This is a genomic window from Clostridium acetobutylicum ATCC 824 (genome assembly GCF_000008765.1).
Lineage (GTDB): Bacteria > Bacillota > Clostridia > Clostridiales > Clostridiaceae > Clostridium_S > Clostridium_S acetobutylicum.
In genome coordinates, this window is record NC_003030.1 from 1,516,870 (window position 1) to 1,541,913 (window position 25,044).

The window sequence follows — 25,044 nt, forward strand, 5'->3', positions numbered from 1 at the left end:
TACTTGGAGTGATTTTATGAAAAAGGCAATATTAATAATAAGTTTTGGTACAACCTATGAAAATACAAGAAAATTAACTATAGATGCAATAGAAGAAAAGGTAAAAGATGAATTTAAGGATTATGAAATTAGAAGAGCATTTACCTCCTATAAAATAATAAAAGTTTTAAAGGAAAGGGATAAAATAATTGTAGATACTCCAGGTATGGCACTTAGTAGATTAAAGAGAGAGGGTTTTGAAAAAGTAATTGTTCAGCCACTTCATATAATACCAGGAGAAGAGTATGACTTTGTTAAAAGAGTAGTTAATGAGTATTCTTACGATTTTAAAGAAATAAAACTTGGAAGACCAGTTTTGTACTACAAAGGAATAACAGGAGAGTTTCCGGATGATTATGAAATAATGGTGAATTCTATAAAAAGTATAATACCTAGAGATGAAATTGTAATACTTATGGGGCATGGAAGTACACATAGTTCAAATGCTTGTTATTCTTGCCTTCAGCTTGTATTAAGGGACAATGATTTTGGAAATGTTTTTGTTGCAAATGTTGAAGGCTATCCGGACCTTAATAATGTACTTAGGTATATAGAAAATCATGAAACAAGAAAGGTTACCTTGATTCCTCTTATGCTTGTGGCAGGAAATCATGCTGTTATAGATATGGCAGGTAACTCAGAAGACTCATGGAAAAACATACTTACAAGTAATGGTTTTGAAGTAACAGCCTATGTTCATGGACTTGGAGAGGTTAAGGAATTTCAGGATATATACATAGAGCATATAAAGGATGTTATGGAAGGAAGATATGAAAAAGAAGTGAAGGAGGAAATCAAATGTCCAGAATTATGATTCAAGGGACTGCATCCTCTGTAGGAAAAAGTATACTGGTTGCAGCACTTTGCAGAATTTTTAAGCAGGATGGTTTTTCCGTTTGTCCATATAAATCTCAAAATATGTCTTTAAATTCATACATAACACTTGATGGCAAGGAGATGGGAAGAGCTCAAGTATTACAGGCATATGCAGCAGGACTTGAGCCTGAGGTTTATATGAATCCAATACTTTTAAAGCCTACCACAGATAAAAGTTGTCAGGTTATTGTAAAGGGTGAAGTGTATGGAGTTTCAAGTGCAAAAAACTATTATAATATGAAGAAAGAATTTGCACCAATGCTAAAAGAAGATTTTGAAGAGTTAGAAGATAAATTTGATATAGTTGTAATTGAAGGAGCAGGAAGTCCAGCTGAAATAAACTTGAGAGAAAATGATATTGTAAATATGGGATTAGCAGAACTTGTAGATGCACCGGTGGTATTAGTTGGAGATATAGATAAAGGAGGAGTTTTTGCTTCTCTTTTTGGAACTGTAATGCTTTTAGAAGAAAATGAAAGAAAGAGAATAAAAGGTACAATAATAAATAAATTTAGGGGAGATGTAGAAATATTAAAACCGGGTCTTTCGATGCTGGAAGAAAGAATAAATATACCATGTTTTGGTGTTGTTCCTTATTTTAATTTATCTTTGGAAGATGAGGACGGTGCAGTTTATTTTAATACAAAAGTCAATTCAAAAATAGATGTGGCTGTAATTAAACTTCCTCATATATCAAATTTTACAGACATTGATGCTCTTAAGATAGAGGAAGATGTCTCTTTAAGGTATATAACCTCTAGTGAAAATTTTGGAACACCTGATTTACTAATTATTCCTGGAAGTAAAAATACTATAGGAGATTTACTCTATATAAGAAAAAATGGTATAGAAAATAAAATAAAACAGTATGCCGAAAAAAATGGACTTATCTTTGGTATATGTGGAGGATATCAAATGCTTGGAAGGCTTATAGAGGATCCATTTAAAGTAGAAACAGAACTTGGAGAAATAAATGGAATGGGTCTTTTAGATATAAGAACTGTTTTTGCAGAAAAGAAGGTTACTACAAGAGTTCAAGGTAGCGTCATTGATAAACAAATACCTGTGTATGGCTATGAGATTCACATGGGGATTTCTAGTTATGGAGAAAAGGCAAAACCCTTCATTAAAATAGAAAATAAGGTTGGGATAGATGATGGCGCAGTAAACGAAGGTGGAAATATTATGGGAACTTATATCCATGGAATATTTGATGGAGCTAACTTTAGAGAATACATCATCAATTTTCTTAGAGATAAGAAGGGAATTGAAAGAAAAAAGTCAGTTGTATATGAAGATGTTAGAAATGGCGAAATAGATAGGCTTGCGGATATTGTAAGAAATAGCCTCGATATGAACAGTATATACAGTGTTATGGGAATTGAGGGGAAAAAATGAGGAGCATAATTATTGCATCAAATAGTAGTGGAGGAGGTAAGACCACAGTTACTCTTGGACTTATGAAGGCGCTTGTAAGTAGAGGACTTGAGGTTCAAGGCTTTAAGGTTGGACCGGACTATATAGATACAGCTTTTCATGAAAGTGTCACAGGAAAACTATCAAGAAATTTGGATTTGTTTTTAATGGGCGAAGATGGAGTTAAGGCCTCTTTTGCAAGGGGAAATGGAGACTACGGAATAATAGAGGGAGTAATGGGACTTTACGATGGAAGAGGAGTAACCTCAGAATACTCCACAGCACATCTAAGCAAAATTTTAAAACTTCCAATAGTTTTAGTTTTAACTCCTAAGGCACAAAGTTTAACGCTGTGTGCAGAAATAGAAGGAATAGTAAATTTTGATTCCGATATAAATATAGTTGGAGTTATTTTAAATAATATATCTGAAGGTTATTATAACCTGTTAAGGATTGCTATTGAAGAACATTTTAAAGGGAAAATTAAAGTGTTTGGCTACCTTCCAAAGAATGAAGCGCTTTCGCTTAAAAGTAGACATTTGGGATTAGTTCAAAGTGTTGAGATAAACACACTTAATGAAAAGCTTGAAAAATGCAGTGAGCTTCTAGAAAATCATGTTAAGGTTGATGAACTTTTAAAGTATTTCTCTAAAACTTCTGATTTTAAGGACGACTACCATTTAAAAAATAAAAACTTAAAGATAGCTGTTGCAAAAGATGAGGCATTTAATTTTTATTATAAAGAAAATTTAGAATTGCTGCATGAACTAGGAGAAGTAACTTATTTTAGCCCTCTAAAGGATAAAAAGCTTCCAGAAAATATAGATTTTCTTTATATAGGAGGAGGATATCCTGAAATTTTTAAAGATGCTTTAAGCGAAAACAAGGACATGCTTTTAGAGATAAAGAATAAGCTTGAGGATGGAACTAGGTGTTATGCTGAATGTGGCGGCTTAATGTATCTTATGGAAGCTATAGAGGGAAGTTCTATGGTTGGATTTTTTAAAGGAAGTTCCTACATGGGAAAAAGGCTTCAAAACTTTGGGTATGCTGAAGTTACAGTAAGTAAAGAAAATAGACTGCTTCCTTTGAATATAAAAATAAATTGTCATGAATTTCATAAATCCTATGTAAATACAGAAGAAGAAACCATATATTCAGTTACAAAGTATACTTATTTAGGAGAAAATAAGAGCTGGAGATGTGGTTATACAAAGAAAAATGTACTTGCAGCTTATGCACATGTACATTTTTTTGGAAATCTAGATTTTTTAAAACATTTAGTAAGGTAAGGTGAAGCGTATGAATTATATAAAAAACCCTGGAAAGATTGAAGAAGAAAGCTTTAGAATAATAGAAAGTGAAATGGGGGAGCACAATTTTGGGGAAAGAGAGCTTAAAATAGTAAAAAGAGTAATACATACCACGGCCGATTTTGAATATAAGGATTTACTTTATATAAGAGAAGGTGCTATTGATGCAGCTATTACCTTATTAAAAAAGGGTGGAATAACAATTTATGCAGATACCAATATGATTACAGCAGGAATAAGTAAAAAAATGCTTAATGCCCTAAATTGCAAGGTTATTTCTTATGTTAGAGATGAAGAAATAGCAGCTATTGCAAAAGAAAAGGGAATAACTAGATCTATGGCAGGAATCGAGAAGGCTGTAAGTGAGGGAATAGAATTTTTCTTATTTGGAAATGCACCAACAGCTCTTTATAAACTTAAAGAACTTATAGAGGAGAAAAAAGCAGCTCCAAAGTTTGTTGTAGCCGCACCAGTAGGTTTTGTTGGTGCAGCACAATCTAAGGAGGACTTTGAAAAACTTCCAGTGCCAATGATTACTGTAAGAGGAAGAAAGGGTGGAAGTACTGTTACAACGGCTATTGTAAATGCACTTTTATATATGTTATAAAGGGGAAATTAAATATGCTTGAAATGTATGTGAATTGTGATGGTAAAAAACTAAGATGCGGATACACTACTGGTTCTTGCGCGGCAGGAGCTGCAAAAGCGGCAACTTATATGCTCTATAATGAAGAAATATTAGATCTAATAAAAATAGACACACCAAAGGGAATAGAGCTTATGCTTCCCATTGAAAATATAAAAAAAGGTGATGGATTTGTGGAATGCTCTATTATAAAAGATGGTGGAGATGACCCGGATATAACAAATGGAATTGAAATATGGGCAAGAGCTGAGGTGAAAAAAGAAGGCTACACCCTAAAAGGTGGAATTGGAGTTGGAATAGTAAAAAGTGAAGGACTTTATGTTGAAAAAGGTGATTATGCAATAAATCCTGTTCCTAGACTTATGATTGAAAAGGAAGTAAAAAAGGTTCTTCCCAAGGATAATGGAGTTTTAATAACTGTATTTGTACCAAAAGGTGAAGAAATAGCAAAAAAAACATTTAATCCCAGACTTAATATAGTAGGAGGAATATCAATTCTAGGAACAACGGGTATTGTGGTTCCAATGTCTGAAGAAGCACTTCAGCAATCCATAAAGCTTGAAATGAATCAAAAGATAAAAAGCGGGATTAAGAATTTTACATTTTTGTTTGGTAATATGGGTGAAGACAAGGCTAAGGAGATGGGGATTGACCCCAAGGGTTTTGTGATAATGTCTAATTATGTTGGATTTGCTTTAAACTGTTGTAGAGAAAATAACATTAAAAAAATTTTGATGGTAGGTCATATAGGAAAAATGTGTAAGATAGCAGCAGGATGCTTTAATACTCACAGTAGAGTTTGTGGAGTGCGTCTTGAAATTTTAGCACTAGAACTTGCTTTAATGGGGGCTGACACAAACTTTATAGAAAAAATATATAGAGAGAAGACCACAGAGGGCGCAGTTAAAATAATAGGAAAAGAATATAAAGACATTTATAGGAGAATTGGCGTAAAAATCATGAAAAAAATAAAAGATTTTACCTACGGAGAGGTTAATGCTGATATTGTTTTATATTCTATGGAAAAAGGAATACTTTGGGATTCAAGAGAGGTGATTTAAAATGATTTATATAAAGGATGAGGAATTCATAAGGGGAGATTGCCCGATGACTAAGGAAGAGGTTAGAATCCTTAGTATAGCAAAGCTTGAAATAGAAGAGGATGACACGCTTTTAGACATAGGAGCAGGTACAGGCTCTATTAGTATACAGATGAGCAAATGTACCCCAAAGGGAAAAGTTATAGCAATTGAAAGAGAAGAGAAGGCGCTAAAGGTACTTGAAAAGAATAAAGAAAAATTTAAAGCACATAATCTTTATATAATTAAAGGTGATGCATCACAGCTTAATTTAGATGAAAGCTTTGATGGTGTTTTCATTGGAGGAAGCAGTGGAAATATTGATAAAATAATTAAAAGTTATGCCTTAAAATTAAAAAAAGGTGGAAAAATGGTGATGAACTTTATAACTTTAGACAATCTTTATAGGGCTATTGAAACCTTAAAGGAATTAAATTTTGAGGTGGAATGTTCTCAAATAGCAGTTAGTAAAATGAGAGCTAAAAGTTATATGATGCTTTCAAATAATCCCATTTTTATAGTAACGGGAAAAGTAATGGAGGGATAAATATGGCTAAGATTTATGGAATAGGGGTCGGACCAGGAGATAGTGAGCTTTTAACAATAAAGGCGGTTAAGGCAATTAAAAAGTGTGAGGTTATAGTTGCTCCAAGTGCTATGAAAGGAAAGAGAAGTATAGCTCTTAATATTGCAAAAGAGTATATAAATAAGGATGCGGAAATAATGGTACTTCATTTTCCAATGGGGGGAGAAGAGCAGGAAGAAAAAATATATGATGCCTTTAAAGCAGTTGAAGAGAAGCTGTTAGAGGGTAAAAATGTTGGATTTTTAACTATTGGAGATCCATTTGTATATAGTACTTATATATATTTACTTAAGCATATTGAGGACAAAGGCTATCAAACTGAAACGATTCCTGGAATAACTTCATTTTCAGCCTGTGCCAGTTTAGCAAATGAACCTTTGGTTATAGGAGATGAACCTCTCTTAATAATACCAGGAAATAGACTTGAGGCAATAAAGGATGAAAAAAATGTTGTTATAATGAAGGTTTATAAAAGAGAAGAGGAAATATTAAACACACTTGAAGAAAAAGGATTTAATTATGTTTGTGTTAAAAAAGCAGGGCGAGAAGGACAAAAAATTACTAGAAGTAGAGAAGAAATAATAAATGAAAAAGAATATATGTCACTAATAATAGCACATAGGAAGTAAGGAGGAACTTTATGGTTTATTTTATTGGAGCAGGACCAGGCGATGTGGATTTAATCACAGTAAAGGGAAGAAAAATAGTAGAAAAAGCAGATATTGTTATATACGCAGGCTCTCTTGTAAGTAAGGAGCACATGGATTTTTGCAAAAAAGAGGTTAAGATTTATAATTCAGCTCACATGACACTAGAGGAAGTTATTTCAGTTATTGTAAAAGCAGAAGTGGAAAATAAAATAACAGTTAGACTTCATACAGGAGATCCTTCTATATACGGAGCTATAAAAGAACAGATGGATGAACTAGGTAAAAGAAACATAGCTTATGAGGTTGTACCAGGAGTTAGTTCCTTTACAGCAGCAGCTTCAGCCATAAAAAGAGAGTTTACCCTTCCGGGAGTTAGTCAAACAGTTATTTTAACTAGAATTGAAGGAAGAACCCCAGTACCAGAGAACGAAGATATAGAAAAATTAGCGTCTATTGGAGCATCAATGGCAATATTTTTATCCGTGGGAATGATAGAAAAGGTAGTAGAAAAGTTAAAAAAGGGTTACAAAAGAAACGTTCCAATTGCAATAATTGAAAGAGCTTCTTGGGAGGATGAAAGAAGTATAATAGGAACACTAGAGGATATAACAGATAAAGTTAAAAAAGCGGGAATAACAAAGTGTGCTCAAATACTTGTTGGAGATTTTATAGATTCTAACTATTCTAAAAGCCTTCTTTATGACAAAAATTTTACTCACATGTATAGGGAAGGTAAGAAGAAATGATAGCCTTAATATTAGGTACCTCTGAAGGAAAAGTCATACTAAAAGAGCTTAATGTTTTCACTTCTGATATATTGGTTTCGACAACAACTAGTTATGGTGGTGAACTTTTAAAGGAATACAAATATAAAAAGTTAAATACACAGCCTTTAGAGGAAGAAGAATTAAAAAAGTTACTCTTAGAAAACAATGTAAAACTTTTAGTAGATGCCTCTCACCCTTACGCTTCAAGGATATCTGACAATTGCATTAAGATATGTAAAGATACTCATATAAGTTACTTGAGATACGAAAGACCATCAGTTGCCGAGAAGTATAAAAATAATGAAAAAGTCATTTTTGTTAAAGATTATGAGGAAATAATTGAAAGAATAAAGAGTACAAAGAGTTTAAATAAAAAAGAAACAGTAATCTTAAATACCACAGGAGGTAATAATGTAGAAAAGTTTGTAAAAGCAGATATAAATTCTAGAGTAGTTCATAGAATTTTGCCTTCTCTTAAGGTTTTAGAAAACTTGTTTAAGCTTGGAGTTAAGGTTGAGGATATAGTTGCAATTAAAGGACCCATTGGGCTTGAATTAAATAAAGGCTTTATACATCAATATGATGCTAAAGCAATTATATTAAAAGACAGTGGTAAAGCTGGTGGAACTGAAGAAAAGATAGAAGCTGCGTTAGAAGAAGATATATATGTTTTTGCAATTGAGAGAGAAAAGAAAAATTATAAGCAGGTATTTTATACAGTACATGAGTTAGTTAATTATATAAAAATCAATAAAGTGTATTAGAGGAGGATAAGTTTGGGAAAATTATATGTAGTTGGAATTGGACCTGGTGGTCTTCAGGACATGACTTTAAAGGCAAGAAGGGCGTTAGAAGAAAGTGAAGTTATAGTTGGATATACAAAATACATAAAGATGGTTGAGGAACTACTTAAGGGAAAAGAAGTATTTGAAACCGGAATGAAGAAGGAAGTTGATAGATGCAAAAGGGCTCTTGAACTATCTAAAGATAAAGTGGTTTCTATAATAAGTACAGGTGATTCTGGTATATACGGTATGGCAGGTCTTATTCTAGAAATGAAAAAGGAAGAGATAGTTGAAATAATTCCAGGAGTTACATCCTCAATAGCAGCTGCTGCTCTATTAGGTTCACCTTTGATGCATGATAACTGTTCTATAAGTTTAAGTGATTTAATGACACCTTATGATTTAATAAAAAAGAGGGTCTTACTTGCAGCAGAAGGTGATTTCGTAATTTCTTTTTATAATCCAAGAAGCAAAGGAAGACCGTATTACTTAAGAGAATGTATTAATATCATAAGAAAATACAGAAAGAACAATACTCCTGTTGGTATAGTTAAGAATGCTATGAGAGAAGGAGAAGAGATTATTATATCCACCCTTAAAGATTTTGATGAAACAAAAGTTGATATGATGTCTATGGTTATAATAGGAAATAGTAATACCTTTATGAAAGATAATATAATGATAACGCCAAGAGGGTATAAACTTTAGTTTTAGGAGGAAGTTAAATGGGAAAACTGATTTTTATAACAGGAGGAGCTAGAAGCGGAAAAAGCTCTTATGCTGAAAAGCTTGCCATTAGTTTAGGAGGAGATATTTTATATATAGCAACCTCGAAGCCTTTTGATGAAGAAATGAAAGAGAGAGTAAAAAAACACAGAGAGAGAAGACCTAAAAACTGGGGTACCTTGGAAGCATATAAAGATTTTGATTCAAAACTTTTAATTGAAACTAAGGGAAAAAGCGGAGTACTTCTCGATTGTATAACGAATATGGTTACAAATTTGATTTTTGAAAAACTCCCTAGCGAAGAAAACATAACTACAAGGGATGCAGAAAAGGTACAAAAATATGTTGAAGACGAAATAGAAAAGCTAATAAGAGTGATAGAAAACATAGACATGCCATTTATTATAGTTACCAATGAGGTTGGAATGTCTTTAGTTCCGGAATATCCATTAGGTAGATTATTTAGGGACATAGCTGGTTTTGTAAATCAGATGCTAGCAAAGAAGGCTGATGAAGTTTACCTTTGCATTTCAGGAATACCTATGAAAATTAAATAATATTGGAGATGATGAAATGGCATTTTTCAGAAGGCTCATTTTGATGATTCAATTCTTGACCAGAATACCAATTAAATATGAGAGTGATATTACAACAGAGGATTTTGGAAAGGCTTTAGCGCTAGTTCCCATAGTTGGACTTATAATAGGTGGAATAATGGGAGTAACCTATATGCTATTGGTAAAAGTATTTTTCTATAAAATCTCTGCAGTATTAGTCTTAATAGAATATATCTTTTTAACAGGAGGAATTCATTTAGACGGTCTTGGGGATACTTTTGATGGAGTGTTTTCAAACAGACCCAAAGAAAGAATTCTTGAAATAATGCGTGATAGCAGAGTGGGAACAAATGCAGTACTTGCAGTTATTTCTGTTATTATTTTAAACTATGTTATATTAACAGAAATTGATCCTGCATATATGGTAAAAGTTATTATTCTTTTTCCAGTAGCAGGAAGGCTTGGTTCTATAGTTAGTGCAAGTTTATCCACTTATGCAAGACGTGGTGAGGGAATGGGTAAGTCATTTATAGACTATTGCACTCTTAAAGAGCTCGCAATTGGAATAATATTATATGCTGTAATATTTTTATCAGTTGGATTGAGCCGAGGATACATAATAATGATTTTTCCTATATTAACTGCTGTAATACTTATAAAATATTTCACAAGAAAAATAGGTGGTGCTACAGGAGATATCCTTGGTGCAGTATGTGAGCTAAACCAGACATTTTATTTAATGACAGTATATGCAGTTTTGTATTTTAGAGGGTGATTTAATGCTAAGAATAACATTGGTTAGACACGGTGAAACAGACAGCAACAGAAATAAAAAATATCTTGGATGGACAGATGTGGAATTGAATGAAAAAGGTATAGCTGAAGCAGAAATGGTGAGAGATAAATTAAGGGATACAAAGTTTGATTTTGTAATATCCAGTCCTCTTAAAAGAGCCAAAGCAACTGCTAAAATAATAAGGGATACCAATATAATTTATGAAGATGCACTAAAGGAAATAAATTTTGGACTGTGGGATAATCTTTCTTATAAAGAGATAAAGGATAAATATCCAGATGAATGTGAAAAATGGTCTAGTGACTGGAAAAGCTTTGTTTTTCCTCAAGGTGAAGGGCCGAAGGAAATGTACACAAGAGTTTCAAATTTTATGAATAAGTTAAAAGGTATGGAAGGCTCTATTTTAATTGTTACTCATGGTGGTATAATAAGAAGTACTATAGCATATTTACTTGAAATGGGAATTGAAGGAGCTTGGCATTTTGCTACAAATAATTGCGGAATAACGGTAATAGAAGTAAGAGATAGCTATGCTGTTTTAAAATCCCTAAATGATTAAGAAAAACATATTTTGGGGGGGACTTATAAATGAAAATTGTTGATGGTGTAGAAATGCTTGAATTAGAAAGTAATGTTATGGGTAAAAAATCTGTTATTAACGTAACACTTCTTTATGATGAAGAAAATGTAGTTTTAGTTGATACTGGATTTCCTGGGATGTCAGCTTATATACGTGAGGCAGTAGAAAAAGCAGGAGTAGCCCTTGACAAAGTAAATAAAATTATTTTAACTCATCAAGACATTGATCATATTGGAAGTCTAGCAAGTATTATTAAGGAATCAAACAAAAAAATAGAGGTGTTTTCACATGAAGAGGAAAAACCATATATAGAAGGAACTAAAACACCTCTTAAATTAGTAAAATTTCAGGATAAGGCGAATACATCAGATCAGATTAGAGCAATCTGTGAAAAGCTAAAAATTGGATTTGAAATGGCAAAGTCACCTGTAAATACAACTTTGAAGGATGGCGAAAAACTTCCTTTTTGTGGTGGAATTGAAGTAATTCAGACCCCAGGACATACATTTGGACATATATGTTTGTATATTGAAAAAAGTAAGCTACTTATAGCAGGAGATGCCTTAGGAGCTCAAGATGGAGTACTTATGTTAGCAGACCCACTTTTTGATTTCGATTCTAATTTAAGTAAAAAATCCTTAGAAAAGCTCACAAAATATGATATTGAAACAGTTATCTGCTATCATGGTGGTTTAGTAAAAGGAAATGTAAATGAGAGAATTAAAGAATTAATAAAGTAACAGAATGTAACTTTCAGATGGACAGGCATTGGTAAAATTTATTTTATGATTTTAATTAAAGCTTAGTTATAAGAGCTTAAAGTGTAGTTTGCTCTATAACTAAGCTTTAATTTTATTTGCTTTGTATAGGCTTTAAGATTGATACAAATATGTTGAAGAATAGGCTTTGAGATGTGACAAGGAAGTTATAGAAGTAAAGCTTACAAAAAGCTTAAAAATGAATGGTATTAATAATAAAAGTTATCTTAATTATAATAATAAGCTAATTTAGCCACATGTTGAAAAATGTCGAAAAATATGAGATAATATCGTAATAGAAATGAGATATATATTTTATGATTTATTTGAAAAATTCAATAATTAAATATCCTAAAATATGTATAAAATAAAAGATAAGGGTGGAGAGAAGGAAGATGAGAATTTTTAATGACATGAGAATTTTTAAAAAATTAATTTTAGTATTTGGAGTGATTTCTATATTTACAATTATAGTAGGTATAGTTGGATTAACTAGTCTTAAAACTGTGTTTAGTAATCTGCAAAATATATACAAGGTAGATCTTAAGGGAACCAATGACCTCATTCAGTTAAAAGCAGACTTTATGGAAACAAGAGCTGATATGCTTAAGCTAAAAGATAAGAATAACAAGGATAAAGTAGATGATTTAATTAAAGAAATTTCTGATTTAGAAAATAAGGATAATAAAATTATTAATGAGTATAAGAACACAATTGTAATAGCAGAAGACAGGAAACTATTCAATCAAGTGAATATAGAATTAAAAAAGTGGGGAATTGCAAGAAGTGAATTTGTTGATGCTGTAAACAAAGGCGATTATGATAAGGCTAATGAATATTTTACAAAAGCCTCAAGCTATAGAAATACTATGTTTGGATATTTGGATAAAGAGATTGCTCTTAATACCAAACTTGCAAAAAGTGATTATGATAACAGTAAAGTTGTGTATCAAAATGCTTTTTTAATTTCAATTATTGTAGTCATTATAAGTGTAATCGGTTCTGTTTTGTTAGGATTAGTTATGGCGAAACACATAAATGATCCTTTGAAAAAAATAAAGGGCTTAGCGGAAAGATTATCTGAGTTTGACTTTTCAACACCTATTGTCGTAACTCGTGGTGATGAATTTGGAAAAGTGGGAAAATCCCTTAATGATGCGCAGAAAAATGTTAGTGATTTAATTAAAATTATTATGAGTAATTCTGAAGATATGAGTGCGGCTAGCGAAGAACTTTCAGCTACATCAGAAGAACTATCTTCAAAGTCAAATGCTATAGATGAATCTATAAATACTATAGTATTAGGAATACAGGATACTAGTGCTTCATCAGAAGAAATAAGCGCTTCTATTGAAGAAATTAATTCAAATATAAATGAATTAGCTTCAAAAGCTATGGATGGAAGTAATAATTCTAGTGCTTCAAAGGAAAAAGCAAATAAGGTTACTGAACATCTAGATAAGGTCAGAGCTGAGAGCAAAACGTTGTATACCCAAAAAGAGAAAAGGATACTAGAGGCTATTGAAAATGGGAAAGTAGTAGGAAATATAAGAATGATGGCAGATACTATTGCAAGCATTGCAGAACAAACAAATTTGTTAGCACTTAACGCTGCAATAGAGGCTGCTAGAGCTGGCGAAGTTGGAAAAGGATTTGCAGTAGTAGCGGAAGAGGTTAGACGACTTGCAGAGCAGTCAGCAGAATCAGTAACAGGAATTAATGATACTATTGTTAAGGTTCAAGATGCTTTTGATAATCTTTCATCAAATAGTAATGATATATTAAAATTCATGAGAGAAGATATAAGTAAACAGTTTGAATTTTTTGGCAATATGGGTAAGAGTTACTATAATGATTCTGACTTTATAAATAATGTATCAGAAGAAATAGCCGCAATGACAGAAGAGCTTTCGGCAACAATAGGACAAGTAAGCGATGCGTCAGAGAGTATGGCTGAGACACAACAGAAATCTTCTAATCGTGCAGAAGAAATAAAATTTAGCGTTGATGAAGTGACAAAAGCAACAGAACAAGTAGCTTTAACGGCGCAGAATCAAGCAGAGCTTGCACAAAAACTTAATGAAGTTGTACTCAAATTTAAGATAGCTTAATAATAATAAAAAATGTTCGCAGAGGTTTAAAGTTGCGAACATTTTTTTTGAATTATTTCATATTCTTTTCAACTTTTTTTATCATATCTTTAACCATTTGACCACCAACATTATACTGCTTATCATTTGGGTTGGTTATGTTATTTTCAGCAAGTTCTTTTGAGGCTTCTGTTTTCAATTTTTGAAGCCCACCTCTAGCTCCAGGTACTAGCACTCGGTGGTTTCTAGACATATTAATCATCTCCTTTTTTATAGATTTCACTTTTATAATAAATATATTCAAAGAATAAATTACAATAGTAATATTGCAGTAGATTATATCAAGTAATATAATTACCATAAGTGTAACACATAATATAAAGGAGTAAATTGTTGTATGAATAAGAGAATAAATATTCATAATATTGATATGAAATATATATATGATCCTGAGTTTAAATCTAATTTGAAAACAGAATTAATAGGAGATGCTGTTGGAACAGAGAAATTTTATATAAATATAGATTATGTAAAGCCGGGAGGAGAAAGCGTAAAATATCATTGTCATTCAAGTAAGGAAGAATTTTTCATGATAATAGATGGAGAAGGGATACTTAGAGTAAATGGAAGAGAAGTAAAAGTGAGAGAAGGAGATGTAATATCTTTTCCAGCAGGAAAGAGTACAGCACATCAATTTATTAATAGTGGAGAAGTGATACTCAAGATACTTGATGTAGGTACTCGTGAAGAAGATGATGTTATTACATATCCTGATGAAAATGTAGTTTATATAAAAGATAAGAATTTAGTTTTTAATATTGATGATAGTATTAAAGGTTGGAAATCGGACCCCAATACTTAATATTTATAAGCATGAAGATAAATGTATGTTTTGATAAGCATACTTATTAAAAGACAATGAGAAGTTTCGTGTATCTTTAATTTTAAGAAATAATATAGTGTGGAAATACATTCCTTAGCTTAAAAAGAACATAAAGATGATGAATTGATAAAAAGCCTATTGACTAATAAGTAAAATAGATATATATTATGATAAAAAGGTAATAAATGTATAAAAATACTTTAATATCCATAAAGCGTCTTATGTAAATGAAAAGCAATAAGTGAAAATTGATTTACAAAAGGGGGATGTAAGATGAGAAAAGCTTTAAAATTCACTTTTACTATAGGTGTATTTTTTCTATTATTGTGTGCTAATAAAATAGTATTGGCGGACAAAATAGCAATGCCTACAGTTACATATCAATCACAAGTAGAGAATATCGGATGGCAGAGCACTGCAGCACAAGAGCAGATATCTGGTACCGTGGGACAAGGTTTAAGAGATGAGGCTTTTAAAATAAATCTTGTAGATGCACCAGATGGAGCTCAAATTAAGTATCAAGCTCATGTTGAAAATCTAGGGTGGCAGAATGAAGTGACTGGAGGAAATATAGCAGGAACTGTTGGACAGGCTTTAAGGGTGGAGGCAATGAAGGTGTCTCTTGTAAATATGCCTGGATATTCAGTTGAGTACAGAGCACAGGTTGAAAATTTAGGATGGCAACCTTGGGTAAGTGACGGTCAAATAGCAGGAACTATTGGCAGTAGCTTAAGGCTTGAAGCATTTCAGGTAAGGATAGTAAAGGCAGCTAGGGTTGAGTCTATATCTCTAAACAAGACATTGGATACCTTGTTTGTTGGAAATACTGATAAAAACTTAAAAGCTATGATAACTCCTGAAAATGCGGCAGTTAAAACTATAAAATGGACATCATCTAATCCAGAAGTTGCATCTGTTGATGATAATGGACAGGTAACAGGGGTAAGTGCTGGAGAAGTTACGATAACAGCAACTACAGTGGACGGTAATAAGATAGCTTCTTGTAATTATACAGTTAGCAGCATCAATAATGTTTCAAGTGTAAACATAAATAAAAGTACTGATAATCTTAAGGTAGGAGACTTTGATACATTAAGTGCAAATATACTACCTGATAATGCCACTGAAAAGGCTGTAAGATGGACATCATCAAATTCTTCAATTGTATCGGTTGATAATATTACGGGAAAGATTAAGGCTGTAAGTGCTGGAAATGCTGTAATAACGGCAACTACAGTAGATGGTGGAAAAACAGCTGCCTGCTCAGTTACAGTTCTAAATCCTAAGAATGATGGAATATCTGTGTCATATAGTGCAAATATAAATGGTAGTGGGTGGCAAAACAAAGTTAGTGACGGAGAAGTTTCAGGTACTGTAGGACAAGGAATATCCTCACATGGATTTAAAATTGAACTTTTAAATGCACCACAAGGAGCAGGTATTACCTATAGTACTAAGGTTATAAATGGAGGGTGGACTTATCTTGTTAGAGATGGGGCTGAATCCAATGCAGATGAACCAAATGCGGACATTGAGGCGATAACGGTTTCTCTTTTAAATATGCCGGGGTATCACGTTCAGTATCAAGCTCAAATTCAAAATATAGGATGGCAGGATTGGGTAAGTGATGGAGCAATTGCTGGCACACCTTATAAAGGTTTAAGACTTGAGGCTTTAAGAATCAGGATAGTGAAGGATTTTAGTGTACAGTATAAGGCTAAATTTGAAGATAACGCCTTAACAGAAAATCCTGTAAGTGATGGGGCAATAATAGATACAAGTGGACAAGCAGCTAAAATGGAAGGAATACAAGTGAATTTAGAAAATGCCCCTGAAGGTGCAAAGGTTGAATATGAGGTTCATGTTGAAAATATAGGCTGGATGAGCAGCGTTTATGATGGTGCTGTGGCAGGAGCTGATGGACAGAATCTTAGAATAGAAGCTTTAAAAATGAGGCTTATAAATGCCCCTAATTTTAGTATAAAATATCAAGTAGATGTGCAAGGTATAGGTTGGACTAATTGGGCTAGTAATGGAGAAATAGCAGGTTCAACAGGTCTAGGACTTAGAATACAAGGAATAAGAATAAAAGTATATTTTGATAATGGAACTGATGGGAGTAATGCAATAAATTCATCACCTAATGTGACAGCTTCAATTTTTAACTCCACAAATTATAAATTATCTGAATATCTGCGACCTTCTTGTAATATACAGAGCACAAATGAAAAGGCAATACAGCTGCATGGGGGGATTACAAGTAATAACTGTGTGTACTTTTCAAGCACTGCCTTAAGAATGGTAGGAATAAATGTTCCTACAGACATGTGTAATACAGGAGTTTATACGAACTTTTTAGCTTCTCTTGGATGGTCAAGACAAATTGATTATGATTTGCTGACGCCAGGAAGTATATGTTTTACTGTTGATGATGACTATACATGCCCTACACATACTTATGTGTTTTTAGATTGGGTAAATCCTGACGATCATACCTTAGCTTATGTTGCTGATAATCAAAGCGGAAGTGTTCATATAAGAAGTTTAGTAGCTACACAACAGTTTGATCCTTTTGCTTATTTTATGCACGAGTAGCTTTTAGAGAATAAATAAAAGAGATATGCATAAAGATTACAAAAGTCTTTATAGTATGTCTCTTTTTTATATAAGAAATTAGGTTTAACATCAAATTAAAGGTTATCCAAATATAAACATAATAACACGAACATTAATTAAATAAAAGCTTTATTTTACAGTGACAATACGAACATTATAAAAATAAAATGGTATAATGTTATTGACTTGTGAAAAATATTATGCTAACATAAAGTTACATTGACGAAGAAAATTCATAAATCAAATTCTAAGTAGGAGGCAGTTCAATGAAAGTTGCTATTATATTTGGAAGCAAATCAGACACTGAAAAAATGAAGGGTGCAGCTACTGCGCTTAAAGAATTTGGAGTTGAATACAAAGCTTATGTATTATCGGCTCACAGAGTACCAGAAAAATTAAGTGAAGTTATTAAGAGCCTTGAAAATGATGGATTTGAATGCATAATTGCAGGTGCTGGTCTAGCAGCTCACCTTCCAGGAGTTATAGCTTCTCAAACTACACTTCCAGTTATAGGAGTTCCTATAAATGCGGCAATTGACGGACTTGATTCTTTGTTTTCAATAGTTCAAATGCCCAAAAACATACCGGTTGCAACCGTAGGTATCAACAATAGTTATAATGCAGGAATGCTTGCAGCCCAAATACTTTCGATTAAATATCCTGAAATTAAAGAAAAGCTTGTTAAATTCAGACAAGAAATGAAAGAGAATTTTATAAAGGATAATGAAGAAGGAGTGCAATTATAAAATGGAAAAAAAAGAAATGATGTATGAAGGAAAAGCTAAGAAGGTATATTCTACAGAGGACCCAGAAAAGGTTGTTATATATTATAAAGATGATGCTACAGCATTTAATGGAGAAAAAAAAGGACAAATAGAGGATAAGGGAGTTCTTAATAATAACATAACTTCAATGCTTTTTGAATTGTTAGAAAAACACGGTGTTAAAACTCATTTTGAAAAGAAATTAAGCGATAGAGAACAGCTTTGTAAGAAGGTTGAGATAGTACCTCTTGAAGTAATAGTTAGAAATGTGGCAGCAGGAAGTATGGCAAAAAGACTTGGACTTGAAGAAGGCTATGAGCTTAAGACAACAGTTTTTGAATTATCTTATAAAGATGATGCTTTGGGAGATCCTCTTATAAATGATACTCACGCTGTTGCTATAGGAGCAACTACTTTTGAAGAATTAGATAAAATCTATGCTGCAACTAAGACAGTAAATGATGTACTTAAAGAGTTCTTCCATAAGCAAGGAATAAAGTTAATAGATTTTAAAATTGAATTTGGAAGATATAATGGTGAAGTTTTACTTGCTGATGAAATATCACCGGACACTTGCAGATTATGGGATGAAAAAACAAATGAAAAATTAGATAAAGATAGATTTAGAAGAGATATGGGTAATGTAAAAGAAGCCTATGTTGAAATACTTAATAGAATAACAGGAAAATAACTATTTTATCAGGCTATTGTGCTAAGTAGAGTACTATAGCCTATATTTAACCTACTGCAATTTAAATTATTTATCTTTAAAAAAGTAAAGAGAAGGAGATAGGTATGATAAAAGAACAGTGCGCAGCTGAAAATGAAGATATGGATAAGTTCAAAGAAGAATGCGGTGTATTTGGAATTTTTTCAAATAAAGATATAGATGCTTCTAGACTAACTTACTACGGTTTATATGCTCTTCAACACAGGGGACAGGAGAGTGCAGGCATTGCTGTATCCAATGGAAAAGAACTTTGTGTTTATAAAAATATGGGGCTTGTAGCAGATGTGTTCAATCCTGAAATTATAGATTCATTGGTTGGAAGCTCTGCCATAGGTCATGTTAGATACTCGACAACAGGTGGAAGTAATGCAAACAATGCTCAGCCTATAATGAGTAATTTTAAATTAGGGTCTATTGCTATTGCTCATAATGGTAACCTAGTTAATGCTGATGTTATAAGAGAACTTCTACAGGATGGCGGCACTATGTTCCAAACTTCCATTGATACTGAAGTTATCTTGAATCTTATAGCTAGAGCTGCTAAAAAGGGAATAGAGAAAGCAGTTGTGGATGCAATTCAAGCAATCAAAGGTTCATACGCTATTGTAATTCTCACAAAGGATAAATTAATAGGAGTTAGAGATCCAAATGGTATAAGACCACTTTGTATTGGGAAAATTGATGATAGCTATATAATTTGTTCTGAAAGTTGTGCACTGGATACTGTAGGTGCTGAGTTTGTTAGAGATGTAAATCCTGGAGAAATAGTAATAGTTGATAAGGACGGACTTAGAAGTATAAATTTTGCAGAAAAAACAAAGTGCGAAACCTGTGCTTTTGAATATATTTATTTTGCTAGACCTGACAGTGTAATAGATGGAATAGATGTAAATAAATCAAGAGAACTTGCTGGAGAACAATTATTTAAGGATTCTCCTGTAGAGGCAGACATAGTAATTGGAGTACCTGATTCAGGAATACCAGCGGCAATTGGTTACGCTAGAGCTTCTGGGATACCGTATACTTTGGGGCTGATAAAAAATAAATACATAGGTAGAACCTTTATAGCTCCAACACAGGAACTTAGGGAAAAAGCTGTATCTGTTAAGCTGAATCCTGTGAAGTCAATAATAGAGGGAAAAAGAGTTGTTTTAATAGATGACTCCATAGTTAGAGGAACTACAAGCAAGAGACTTGTGGATATTATACGTAAAGCTGGAGCAAAAGAAGTACATTTTAGGGTGTCTTCACCTATAGTAAAATTTCCATGCTACTTTGGAATAGATACTCCTTATAGAAAAGACCTCATTGGTGCACATAAAACAGTTGAAGAAATAAGAGATTTTATAGGAGCAGATAGTTTGGGATATTTAAGTATAGACGCTCTTTTAAAAACCCTTGGAAAAGATAAAAAATTTTGTCTTGGATGCTTTAATGGTGTATATCCAGTGTCAGCACCAGTTGAGGCTGATAAGGATAGACTTGAAACTTAAAATTTTTGAAAGGTTGTGTACAAATGGTAACATATAAGGATAGTGGAGTAAATATTGAAGAAGGATACAAATCTGTAAAGCTTATGAAAGATTATGCGTCTAAAACCTTTATTCCAGGAGTTATAAATAATCTTGGAAGCTTTGCTGGAATGTTTGAAATAGGAAGCGGATATAAGAATCCAGTTTTAGTATCTGGAACAGATGGTGTTGGTACAAAGCTTGCAGTTGCATTTGCTACTAAAAAATATGATACTGTTGGAATAGACTGTACAGCTATGTGTGTTAATGATATTTTATGCCATGGTGCAAAGCCAGTGTTTTTCTTAGATTATATAGCCTGTGGTAAGCTTGAAGCAGAAGTTGCATCGGATTTAGTTAAGGGAGTTTCTGAAGGCTGTAGCCAGGCAGGTTGTGCTCTTATTGGTGGAGAAACAGCAGAAATGCCAGGCTTCTATAAAGAAGGAGAATATGATTTAGCTGGTTTTGCAGTTGGACTTGTAGATAAGGATAAAATAATTGATGGAAGTAAAATAGAAGATGGAAATGTACTTATTGGTATAGCATCTTCTGGAATACACAGCAATGGATATTCACTTGTAAGGAAGCTAATAACTGATTTTAATGAAGAATTTAATGGAAAGAAGATAGGAGAAGTTTTACTAACTCCTACAAAAATATATGTAAAACCTGTATTGAAGGTATTAGAAAGCTTTGATGTAAAGGGTATGGCTCATATAACTGGGGGCGGTTTTTATGAGAATATACCAAGAATGTTCAAAGGAGACTTCACAGCAGTTATAAATAAGGAAAGTCTTGAGATTCCAGAAATATTTAAGCATATAATGTCACTTGGGGTAGATGAAAATCACGCGTTTAATACGTTTAACATGGGTATTGGTTTTGTCATTTGTGCTGCAAAGGAAGATAAAGATGGAATAATAGCATCACTTAAAGAATCTGGAGAAAAGGCATATGAAATTGGATACGTAAAAGCTGGAGGTAGTGGAGTATGTATAAAATAGCTGTTCTCGTGTCAGGGGGCGGAACAGACCTTCAATCTATAATTGATGCCATTGAAGAAGGATATATAAAAAATTGTATAATCGAGGCTGTCATAAGCGATAAAAAAGGGGCTTTTGCAATAGAAAGAGCAAAGAAACATGGTATAAAAAGTTATACCTTTGATAGAAAAGAATATAAGGGAACTGTATGTGATGAGGTATTAAAATTGCTTTATAAAAAGGTGGATTTAATAGTCCTTGCGGGTTTTCTTTCAATACTAAAAGGTGATTTGCTAAATAAATTTAAAAATAGGATAATAAATATACATCCTTCCCTTATACCAGCGTTTTGTGGAAATGGAATGTATGGCATGAAGGTTCATGAAAAAGCTATAGAGTACGGAGTTAAAATTTCAGGTTGTACTGTTCATTTTGTAGATGAAGGAACAGACAGTGGACCGATAATTCTTCAAAGTGCGGTAGAGGTTCTCGCAACTGATACACCAGATACACTTCAAAAAAGAGTTTTAGAGGCAGAACATAAGCTTCTTCCGGAGGCAGTAAAGGTATTATCAGAAGGAAAAGTTCAAATAGAAGGAAGACATGTAAAAGTTATTAAATAAGGAAAGGAAGTGAAGTTATTTTAGCTTTTTCTTAAAAGTTAAAATACTTATTATGATAAAAAGAGCACTTATAAGCGTATTTAATAAAAATGGGATTTTAAAGCTAGCAAAATTTTTAAATGAAAAAGGTGTAGAAATACTTTCAACAGGTGGAACCTATAAGCATCTTAAGGAAAATGGTATTCCCGTAATAGAGGTTTCAGAGGTTACAGGTTTTGATGAAATACTTGATGGAAGAGTAAAAACACTTCATCCTAAAATACATGGTGGAATTCTAGCAATAAGAGATAATAAAGAACATATGGACACTATAAAGAATAAAGGAATAACACCAATTGATATGGTAGTTGTTAATTTGTATCCTTTCTTTGACAAGGTTAAAGAGAACATAAGCTTTGAAGAGAAAGTTGAATTTATAGATATCGGTGGTCCAACTATGATAAGAGCAGCTGCTAAAAATTTTCAAGATGTTGTTGTATTAACAGATGTAAATGATTATGATGATGTAATAGATCAAATTGAAAAAACCGGGGAAGTAGCTTATAATACAAAGAAAAGATTAGCTGGTAAGGTATTTAATTTAATGTCGGCTTATGATGGTGCAATCAGTAGATTCCTTCTTGAAGATGAATATCCTGAGTACTTAGCCGTACCTTACAAAAAGAAAATGGATTTAAGATATGGAGAAAACCCTCATCAAACAGCAGCTTTTTATGAGGCAGCTTTTGGAGATGGAGCAATGAAGGGTTTTGAACAACTTAATGGAAAAGAACTTTCTTATAATAACATAAAAGATATGGATATAGCTTGGAAAGTTGTAAATGAATTCGATGAAACTGTATGCTGTGCTTTAAAACACAATAGTCCATGCGGCGTTGCTATTGGAGAAAATCCTTTAGATGCTTATAAAAAAGCTTTTGAGTGTGATGATACTTCGATTTTTGGAGGGATAGTTGCTTTAAATAAAGTTATAGATAAGCCTGCAGCAGAAGAAATGGTTAAAATATTCCTTGAAATAGTTATAGCACCTGACTTTACAGCGGATGCACTTGAAGTTTTAAAATCTAAGAAAAACCTTAGAGTAATAAAAGCTAATGAAAAACCTTCAGATAATTTCGAGCTTGCAAAGGTAGATGGTGCAATGCTTGTTCAAAGTGCAGATAACAAACTTACTGAAAAAATGGAAGTAGTTACAGATAAGAAACCAACAGATGAAGAAATGAGAGATATGATTTTTGGAATGAAGGTAGTAAAATACGTAAAATCCAATGCTATAGTTGTTGTTAAAAATGGAGCAGCAGTTGGAATTGGAGGAGGTCAAGTAAACAGAATTTGGCCAGCTAAGGATGCTATGGAGAGAGGAAAAGGAGCAGCAGTTCTTGCATCAGACGCATTTTTCCCATTTGGCGATATAGTAGAAGAGGCACATAAAAATGGAATTAAAGCTATAATTCAACCTGGTGGTTCTATAAGAGATCAGGAATCCATTGATGGCTGCAATAAATATGGAATTTCAATGGTTATGACAGGTATAAGACATTTTAAACATTAGTCTATAAGTTATAGAATTTCCTTTTAAAATGCTTGTAAATTCAATTTAAGAGGAAATTCTAAGTATGAAAAATAGATTAATTAAGTTAGTTTTAACATCTGTTTTTCATATAGTAAACATAATAAAGTGGCAAGTGATAAAGGGTGAGCTGTAGAAATCAATCCACTATAGCTTATCACTTGAAACTTGTCATTTTTAATAGTGTACATATCATTAAATTTATTATTTGGAGGTTTGTTATGAAGATTTTACTCATAGGTTCAGGGGGAAGAGAGCATGCTATGGCATGGAAAATGGCACAAAATAAAAGTGTTGAGAGAATATATTGTGCACCTGGAAATGGTGGAACAGCTAAAGAAAATAAATGTGAGAATGTGAACTTAGAGAAAACAGAAGAGCTTATAGAATTTGCTAGTAAAAATAATATAGACTTAACAGTAGTAGGTCCAGAAGCTCCTCTTGTAGATGGAATAGTTAATGAGTTTAAGGAAAAGGGACTTAAAATATTTGGGCCTGGCAAGGTAGGGGCACAGCTTGAGGGAAGCAAGTCTTTTTCTAAGGACTTTATGAAAAAATATAATGTAAAAACAGCTGAATATGCGGTTTTTGAAAATTCTGAGGAATCTCTAGAATATTTAAAAAAATGTACTTATCCTATAGTTATAAAGGCGGATGGATTAGCAGCAGGTAAAGGCGTTGTAATCTGTGAGGATTATAAATTAGCGGAAGAGACTATAAAAGCTTTTATGGTTAAAGATGTGTTTAAAGGATCGGGGAAAAAGGTTGTAATTGAAGAATATCTAGAAGGTGTAGAAGCATCAATTTTATCAATTACAGATGGAAAAGCAATAATTCCTTTTGTATCCTCAAAGGATCACAAACAGATTTTTGATGGTAACAAAGGGCCAAATACAGGTGGTATGGGAGCTATATCTCCAAATCCATATTGTACTGAAGAAGTACTTAAAAGCTTTGAAGAAGAAATTCTAAAGCCTACTTTAATTGGAATTCAAGAAGAGAGAATGGACTTTACTGGAATAATATTTTTTGGGCTTATGATAACTAAAAAGGGTGTGTATCTTCTTGAGTACAATGTAAGACTTGGAGATCCAGAAACACAAGTAGTTTTATATCTTATGAAAAGCGACTTTGTTGACTTAATAAATGCAGCAATGGATAAAAAACTTTCTGATTTTGATATAGAGTGGTACGATGGAAATGCATGCTGTGTTGTAGCAGCTTCAAAAGGATATCCTAAAAATTATAGTACTGGTTATGAAATAAGTGGAATAGATGATGCAGGGGATAAAGTATTTTGTGCAGGTGTTAAATTAGAGAATGGAGTTTACAAGACATCTGGTGGAAGAGTTCTATGCGCTTCAGCTAGAGGAATTACTTTAGATGAGGCTATAAAAAAAGCTTACACAGATATAGAAAGAATTAAATTCGACGGTATTTACTATAGAAAAGATATTGGTAAATCTAAATAAAGAAGAAAATATACATAAAATTAAAAAACTATTTACATTTGAAAAAATAAGTGGTAGCATAAATATGTTATTAAAATTTCATATGTATTTTAGTGCTAGGGGTGCCTTTTGGCTGAGAGAAGTTAAAAAACTTTAACCCTTTGAACCTGATTCGGTTAATTCTGACGAAGGAAAGCTTTTTAAATGATTACTTAAAGCACTATATTCGTAGTGCTTTTATTTTTTTCA

25 protein-coding genes and 1 riboswitch are annotated in these 25,044 nt (G+C 32.6%); of the genes, 24 read left to right on the forward strand and 1 reads right to left on the reverse strand.

Going from position 1 to position 25,044, the window contains the following annotated elements:
• Nucleotides 1–16 precede the first annotated feature (16 nt).
• The 15 genes from CA_RS07220 to CA_RS07290 all read left to right on the forward strand — a co-directional run bounded on the left by CA_RS07220 (nucleotide 17) and on the right by CA_RS07290 (nucleotide 13,685).
• On the forward strand, nucleotides 17–853 hold the full coding sequence (locus tag CA_RS07220; protein ID WP_010964682.1) for a sirohydrochlorin cobaltochelatase: 837 nt from the start codon (nucleotides 17–19) through the stop codon (nucleotides 851–853).
• Nucleotides 838–2,313 (forward strand): cobyric acid synthase, encoded by a 1,476-nt coding sequence (locus CA_RS07225; protein WP_010964683.1) that lies wholly within the window; start codon nucleotides 838–840, stop codon nucleotides 2,311–2,313. Before CA_RS07220 ends, CA_RS07225 begins: the two co-directional genes overlap by 16 nt.
• Nucleotides 2,310–3,623 (forward strand): cobyrinate a,c-diamide synthase, encoded by a 1,314-nt coding sequence (locus CA_RS07230; RefSeq protein WP_010964684.1) that lies wholly within the window; start codon nucleotides 2,310–2,312, stop codon nucleotides 3,621–3,623. Before CA_RS07225 ends, CA_RS07230 begins: the two co-directional genes overlap by 4 nt.
• A gap of 10 nt (nucleotides 3,624–3,633) precedes the next feature.
• Complete coding sequence (locus CA_RS07235) at nucleotides 3,634–4,251, forward strand: precorrin-8X methylmutase (protein WP_010964685.1); 618 nt, start codon at nucleotides 3,634–3,636, stop codon at nucleotides 4,249–4,251.
• Nucleotides 4,252–4,265: 14 nt separating this feature from the next.
• Complete coding sequence (gene cbiD / locus CA_RS07240; protein WP_010964686.1) at nucleotides 4,266–5,351, forward strand: cobalt-precorrin-5B (C(1))-methyltransferase CbiD; 1,086 nt, start codon at nucleotides 4,266–4,268, stop codon at nucleotides 5,349–5,351.
• 1 nt (nucleotide 5,352) lies between these two features.
• Nucleotides 5,353–5,916, forward strand: coding sequence for a precorrin-6Y C5,15-methyltransferase (decarboxylating) subunit CbiT (gene cbiT, locus CA_RS07245; protein ID WP_010964687.1), 564 nt, complete (start codon nucleotides 5,353–5,355; stop codon nucleotides 5,914–5,916).
• Between the two features lie 2 nt (nucleotides 5,917–5,918).
• Entirely contained in the window at nucleotides 5,919–6,584 is a 666-nt protein-coding gene (locus CA_RS07250; protein WP_010964688.1) for a cobalt-factor II C(20)-methyltransferase, read from the forward strand.
• Between the two features lie 11 nt (nucleotides 6,585–6,595).
• A complete protein-coding gene (cobM, locus tag CA_RS07255; RefSeq protein ID WP_010964689.1) occupies nucleotides 6,596–7,351 on the forward strand; it encodes a precorrin-4 C(11)-methyltransferase in 756 nt (251 codons plus the stop codon).
• Nucleotides 7,348–8,136, forward strand: coding sequence for a cobalt-precorrin-6A reductase (locus CA_RS07260; protein ID WP_010964690.1), 789 nt, complete (start codon nucleotides 7,348–7,350; stop codon nucleotides 8,134–8,136). Before cobM ends, CA_RS07260 begins: the two co-directional genes overlap by 4 nt.
• 12 nt (nucleotides 8,137–8,148) lie before the next feature.
• Nucleotides 8,149–8,865, forward strand: coding sequence for a precorrin-3B C(17)-methyltransferase (gene cobJ, locus CA_RS07265; RefSeq protein ID WP_010964691.1), 717 nt, complete (start codon nucleotides 8,149–8,151; stop codon nucleotides 8,863–8,865).
• A gap of 17 nt (nucleotides 8,866–8,882) precedes the next feature.
• Nucleotides 8,883–9,440: a bifunctional adenosylcobinamide kinase/adenosylcobinamide-phosphate guanylyltransferase gene (gene cobU, locus CA_RS07270; RefSeq protein WP_010964692.1), complete on the forward strand. Its 558-nt coding sequence runs from the start codon at nucleotides 8,883–8,885 to the stop codon at nucleotides 9,438–9,440.
• A gap of 16 nt (nucleotides 9,441–9,456) precedes the next feature.
• Nucleotides 9,457–10,215 carry an adenosylcobinamide-GDP ribazoletransferase gene (gene cobS, locus CA_RS07275; protein WP_010964693.1) on the forward strand — a complete coding sequence of 253 codons (759 nt, stop codon included), beginning with the start codon at nucleotides 9,457–9,459 and terminating at the stop codon, nucleotides 10,213–10,215.
• Nucleotides 10,216–10,219: 4 nt separating this feature from the next.
• A complete protein-coding gene (cobC, locus tag CA_RS07280; protein ID WP_010964694.1) occupies nucleotides 10,220–10,795 on the forward strand; it encodes an alpha-ribazole phosphatase in 576 nt (191 codons plus the stop codon).
• 29 nt (nucleotides 10,796–10,824) lie between these two features.
• Nucleotides 10,825–11,556: an MBL fold metallo-hydrolase gene (locus CA_RS07285; protein WP_010964695.1), complete on the forward strand. Its 732-nt coding sequence runs from the start codon at nucleotides 10,825–10,827 to the stop codon at nucleotides 11,554–11,556.
• 413 nt (nucleotides 11,557–11,969) lie between these two features.
• Entirely contained in the window at nucleotides 11,970–13,685 is a 1,716-nt protein-coding gene (locus CA_RS07290; RefSeq protein WP_010964696.1) for a methyl-accepting chemotaxis protein, read from the forward strand.
• 52 nt (nucleotides 13,686–13,737) lie between these two features.
• Here the strand turns inward: CA_RS07290 and CA_RS20180 are convergent, their stop codons facing one another.
• Nucleotides 13,738–13,917: a small, acid-soluble spore protein, alpha/beta type gene (locus CA_RS20180; RefSeq protein WP_241393161.1), complete on the reverse strand. Its 180-nt coding sequence runs from the start codon at nucleotides 13,915–13,917 to the stop codon at nucleotides 13,738–13,740.
• Between the two features lie 144 nt (nucleotides 13,918–14,061).
• Here CA_RS20180 and CA_RS07300 point away from each other — a divergent pair, with 144 nt between their 5' ends.
• The 9 genes from CA_RS07300 (at nucleotide 14,062) to purD (ending at nucleotide 24,816) form a co-directional block, all read left to right on the forward strand.
• Entirely contained in the window at nucleotides 14,062–14,526 is a 465-nt protein-coding gene (locus tag CA_RS07300; protein ID WP_010964697.1) for a cupin domain-containing protein, read from the forward strand.
• A gap of 294 nt (nucleotides 14,527–14,820) precedes the next feature.
• Nucleotides 14,821–17,142, forward strand: a complete 2,322-nt coding sequence (locus CA_RS07305; RefSeq protein ID WP_010964698.1) for an Ig-like domain-containing protein — start codon at nucleotides 14,821–14,823, stop codon at nucleotides 17,140–17,142.
• Nucleotides 17,143–17,429: 287 nt separating this feature from the next.
• Nucleotides 17,430–17,909 (forward strand): 5-(carboxyamino)imidazole ribonucleotide mutase, encoded by a 480-nt coding sequence (gene purE / locus CA_RS07310; RefSeq protein ID WP_010964699.1) that lies wholly within the window; start codon nucleotides 17,430–17,432, stop codon nucleotides 17,907–17,909.
• Nucleotide 17,910: 1 nt separating this feature from the next.
• Nucleotides 17,911–18,618, forward strand: a complete 708-nt coding sequence (purC, locus tag CA_RS07315; RefSeq protein ID WP_010964700.1) for a phosphoribosylaminoimidazolesuccinocarboxamide synthase — start codon at nucleotides 17,911–17,913, stop codon at nucleotides 18,616–18,618.
• A gap of 104 nt (nucleotides 18,619–18,722) precedes the next feature.
• Nucleotides 18,723–20,150, forward strand: a complete 1,428-nt coding sequence (gene purF / locus CA_RS07320; protein WP_010964701.1) for an amidophosphoribosyltransferase — start codon at nucleotides 18,723–18,725, stop codon at nucleotides 20,148–20,150.
• A gap of 23 nt (nucleotides 20,151–20,173) precedes the next feature.
• Nucleotides 20,174–21,172 carry a phosphoribosylformylglycinamidine cyclo-ligase gene (gene purM / locus CA_RS07325; protein ID WP_010964702.1) on the forward strand — a complete coding sequence of 333 codons (999 nt, stop codon included), beginning with the start codon at nucleotides 20,174–20,176 and terminating at the stop codon, nucleotides 21,170–21,172.
• Complete coding sequence (purN, locus tag CA_RS07330; RefSeq protein WP_010964703.1) at nucleotides 21,160–21,774, forward strand: phosphoribosylglycinamide formyltransferase; 615 nt, start codon at nucleotides 21,160–21,162, stop codon at nucleotides 21,772–21,774. Before purM ends, purN begins: the two co-directional genes overlap by 13 nt.
• Nucleotides 21,775–21,826: 52 nt before the next feature.
• Nucleotides 21,827–23,326 (forward strand): bifunctional phosphoribosylaminoimidazolecarboxamide formyltransferase/IMP cyclohydrolase, encoded by a 1,500-nt coding sequence (gene purH, locus CA_RS07335; RefSeq protein WP_010964704.1) that lies wholly within the window; start codon nucleotides 21,827–21,829, stop codon nucleotides 23,324–23,326.
• A 239-nt stretch (nucleotides 23,327–23,565) separates the two neighbouring features.
• Nucleotides 23,566–24,816, forward strand: a complete 1,251-nt coding sequence (gene purD, locus CA_RS07340; protein WP_010964705.1) for a phosphoribosylamine--glycine ligase — start codon at nucleotides 23,566–23,568, stop codon at nucleotides 24,814–24,816.
• An 87-nt stretch (nucleotides 24,817–24,903) separates the two neighbouring features.
• Nucleotides 24,904–25,006, forward strand: a riboswitch (TPP riboswitch).
• Nucleotides 25,007–25,044 lie beyond the last annotated feature (38 nt).

Coding starts and splice junctions, on each gene's coding strand:
- CA_RS07220 (WP_010964682.1), top strand. CDS start 17: ATGAAAAAGGCAATATTAATAATAAGTTTTGGTACAACCTATGAAAAT.
- CA_RS07225 (WP_010964683.1), top strand. CDS start 838: ATGTCCAGAATTATGATTCAAGGGACTGCATCCTCTGTAGGAAAAAGT.
- CA_RS07230 (WP_010964684.1), top strand. CDS start 2,310: ATGAGGAGCATAATTATTGCATCAAATAGTAGTGGAGGAGGTAAGACC.
- CA_RS07235 (WP_010964685.1), top strand. CDS start 3,634: ATGAATTATATAAAAAACCCTGGAAAGATTGAAGAAGAAAGCTTTAGA.
- cbiD (WP_010964686.1), top strand. CDS start 4,266: ATGCTTGAAATGTATGTGAATTGTGATGGTAAAAAACTAAGATGCGGA.
- cbiT (WP_010964687.1), top strand. CDS start 5,353: ATGATTTATATAAAGGATGAGGAATTCATAAGGGGAGATTGCCCGATG.
- CA_RS07250 (WP_010964688.1), top strand. CDS start 5,919: ATGGCTAAGATTTATGGAATAGGGGTCGGACCAGGAGATAGTGAGCTT.
- cobM (WP_010964689.1), top strand. CDS start 6,596: ATGGTTTATTTTATTGGAGCAGGACCAGGCGATGTGGATTTAATCACA.
- CA_RS07260 (WP_010964690.1), top strand. CDS start 7,348: ATGATAGCCTTAATATTAGGTACCTCTGAAGGAAAAGTCATACTAAAA.
- cobU (WP_010964692.1), top strand. CDS start 8,883: ATGGGAAAACTGATTTTTATAACAGGAGGAGCTAGAAGCGGAAAAAGC.
- cobS (WP_010964693.1), top strand. CDS start 9,457: ATGGCATTTTTCAGAAGGCTCATTTTGATGATTCAATTCTTGACCAGA.
- cobC (WP_010964694.1), top strand. CDS start 10,220: ATGCTAAGAATAACATTGGTTAGACACGGTGAAACAGACAGCAACAGA.
- CA_RS07285 (WP_010964695.1), top strand. CDS start 10,825: ATGAAAATTGTTGATGGTGTAGAAATGCTTGAATTAGAAAGTAATGTT.
- CA_RS07290 (WP_010964696.1), top strand. CDS start 11,970: ATGAGAATTTTTAATGACATGAGAATTTTTAAAAAATTAATTTTAGTA.
- CA_RS20180 (WP_241393161.1), bottom strand. CDS start 13,917: ATGTCTAGAAACCACCGAGTGCTAGTACCTGGAGCTAGAGGTGGGCTT.
- CA_RS07300 (WP_010964697.1), top strand. CDS start 14,062: ATGAATAAGAGAATAAATATTCATAATATTGATATGAAATATATATAT.
- CA_RS07305 (WP_010964698.1), top strand. CDS start 14,821: ATGAGAAAAGCTTTAAAATTCACTTTTACTATAGGTGTATTTTTTCTA.
- purE (WP_010964699.1), top strand. CDS start 17,430: ATGAAAGTTGCTATTATATTTGGAAGCAAATCAGACACTGAAAAAATG.
- purC (WP_010964700.1), top strand. CDS start 17,911: ATGGAAAAAAAAGAAATGATGTATGAAGGAAAAGCTAAGAAGGTATAT.
- purF (WP_010964701.1), top strand. CDS start 18,723: ATGATAAAAGAACAGTGCGCAGCTGAAAATGAAGATATGGATAAGTTC.
- purM (WP_010964702.1), top strand. CDS start 20,174: ATGGTAACATATAAGGATAGTGGAGTAAATATTGAAGAAGGATACAAA.
- purN (WP_010964703.1), top strand. CDS start 21,160: ATGTATAAAATAGCTGTTCTCGTGTCAGGGGGCGGAACAGACCTTCAA.
- purH (WP_010964704.1), top strand. CDS start 21,827: ATGATAAAAAGAGCACTTATAAGCGTATTTAATAAAAATGGGATTTTA.
- purD (WP_010964705.1), top strand. CDS start 23,566: ATGAAGATTTTACTCATAGGTTCAGGGGGAAGAGAGCATGCTATGGCA.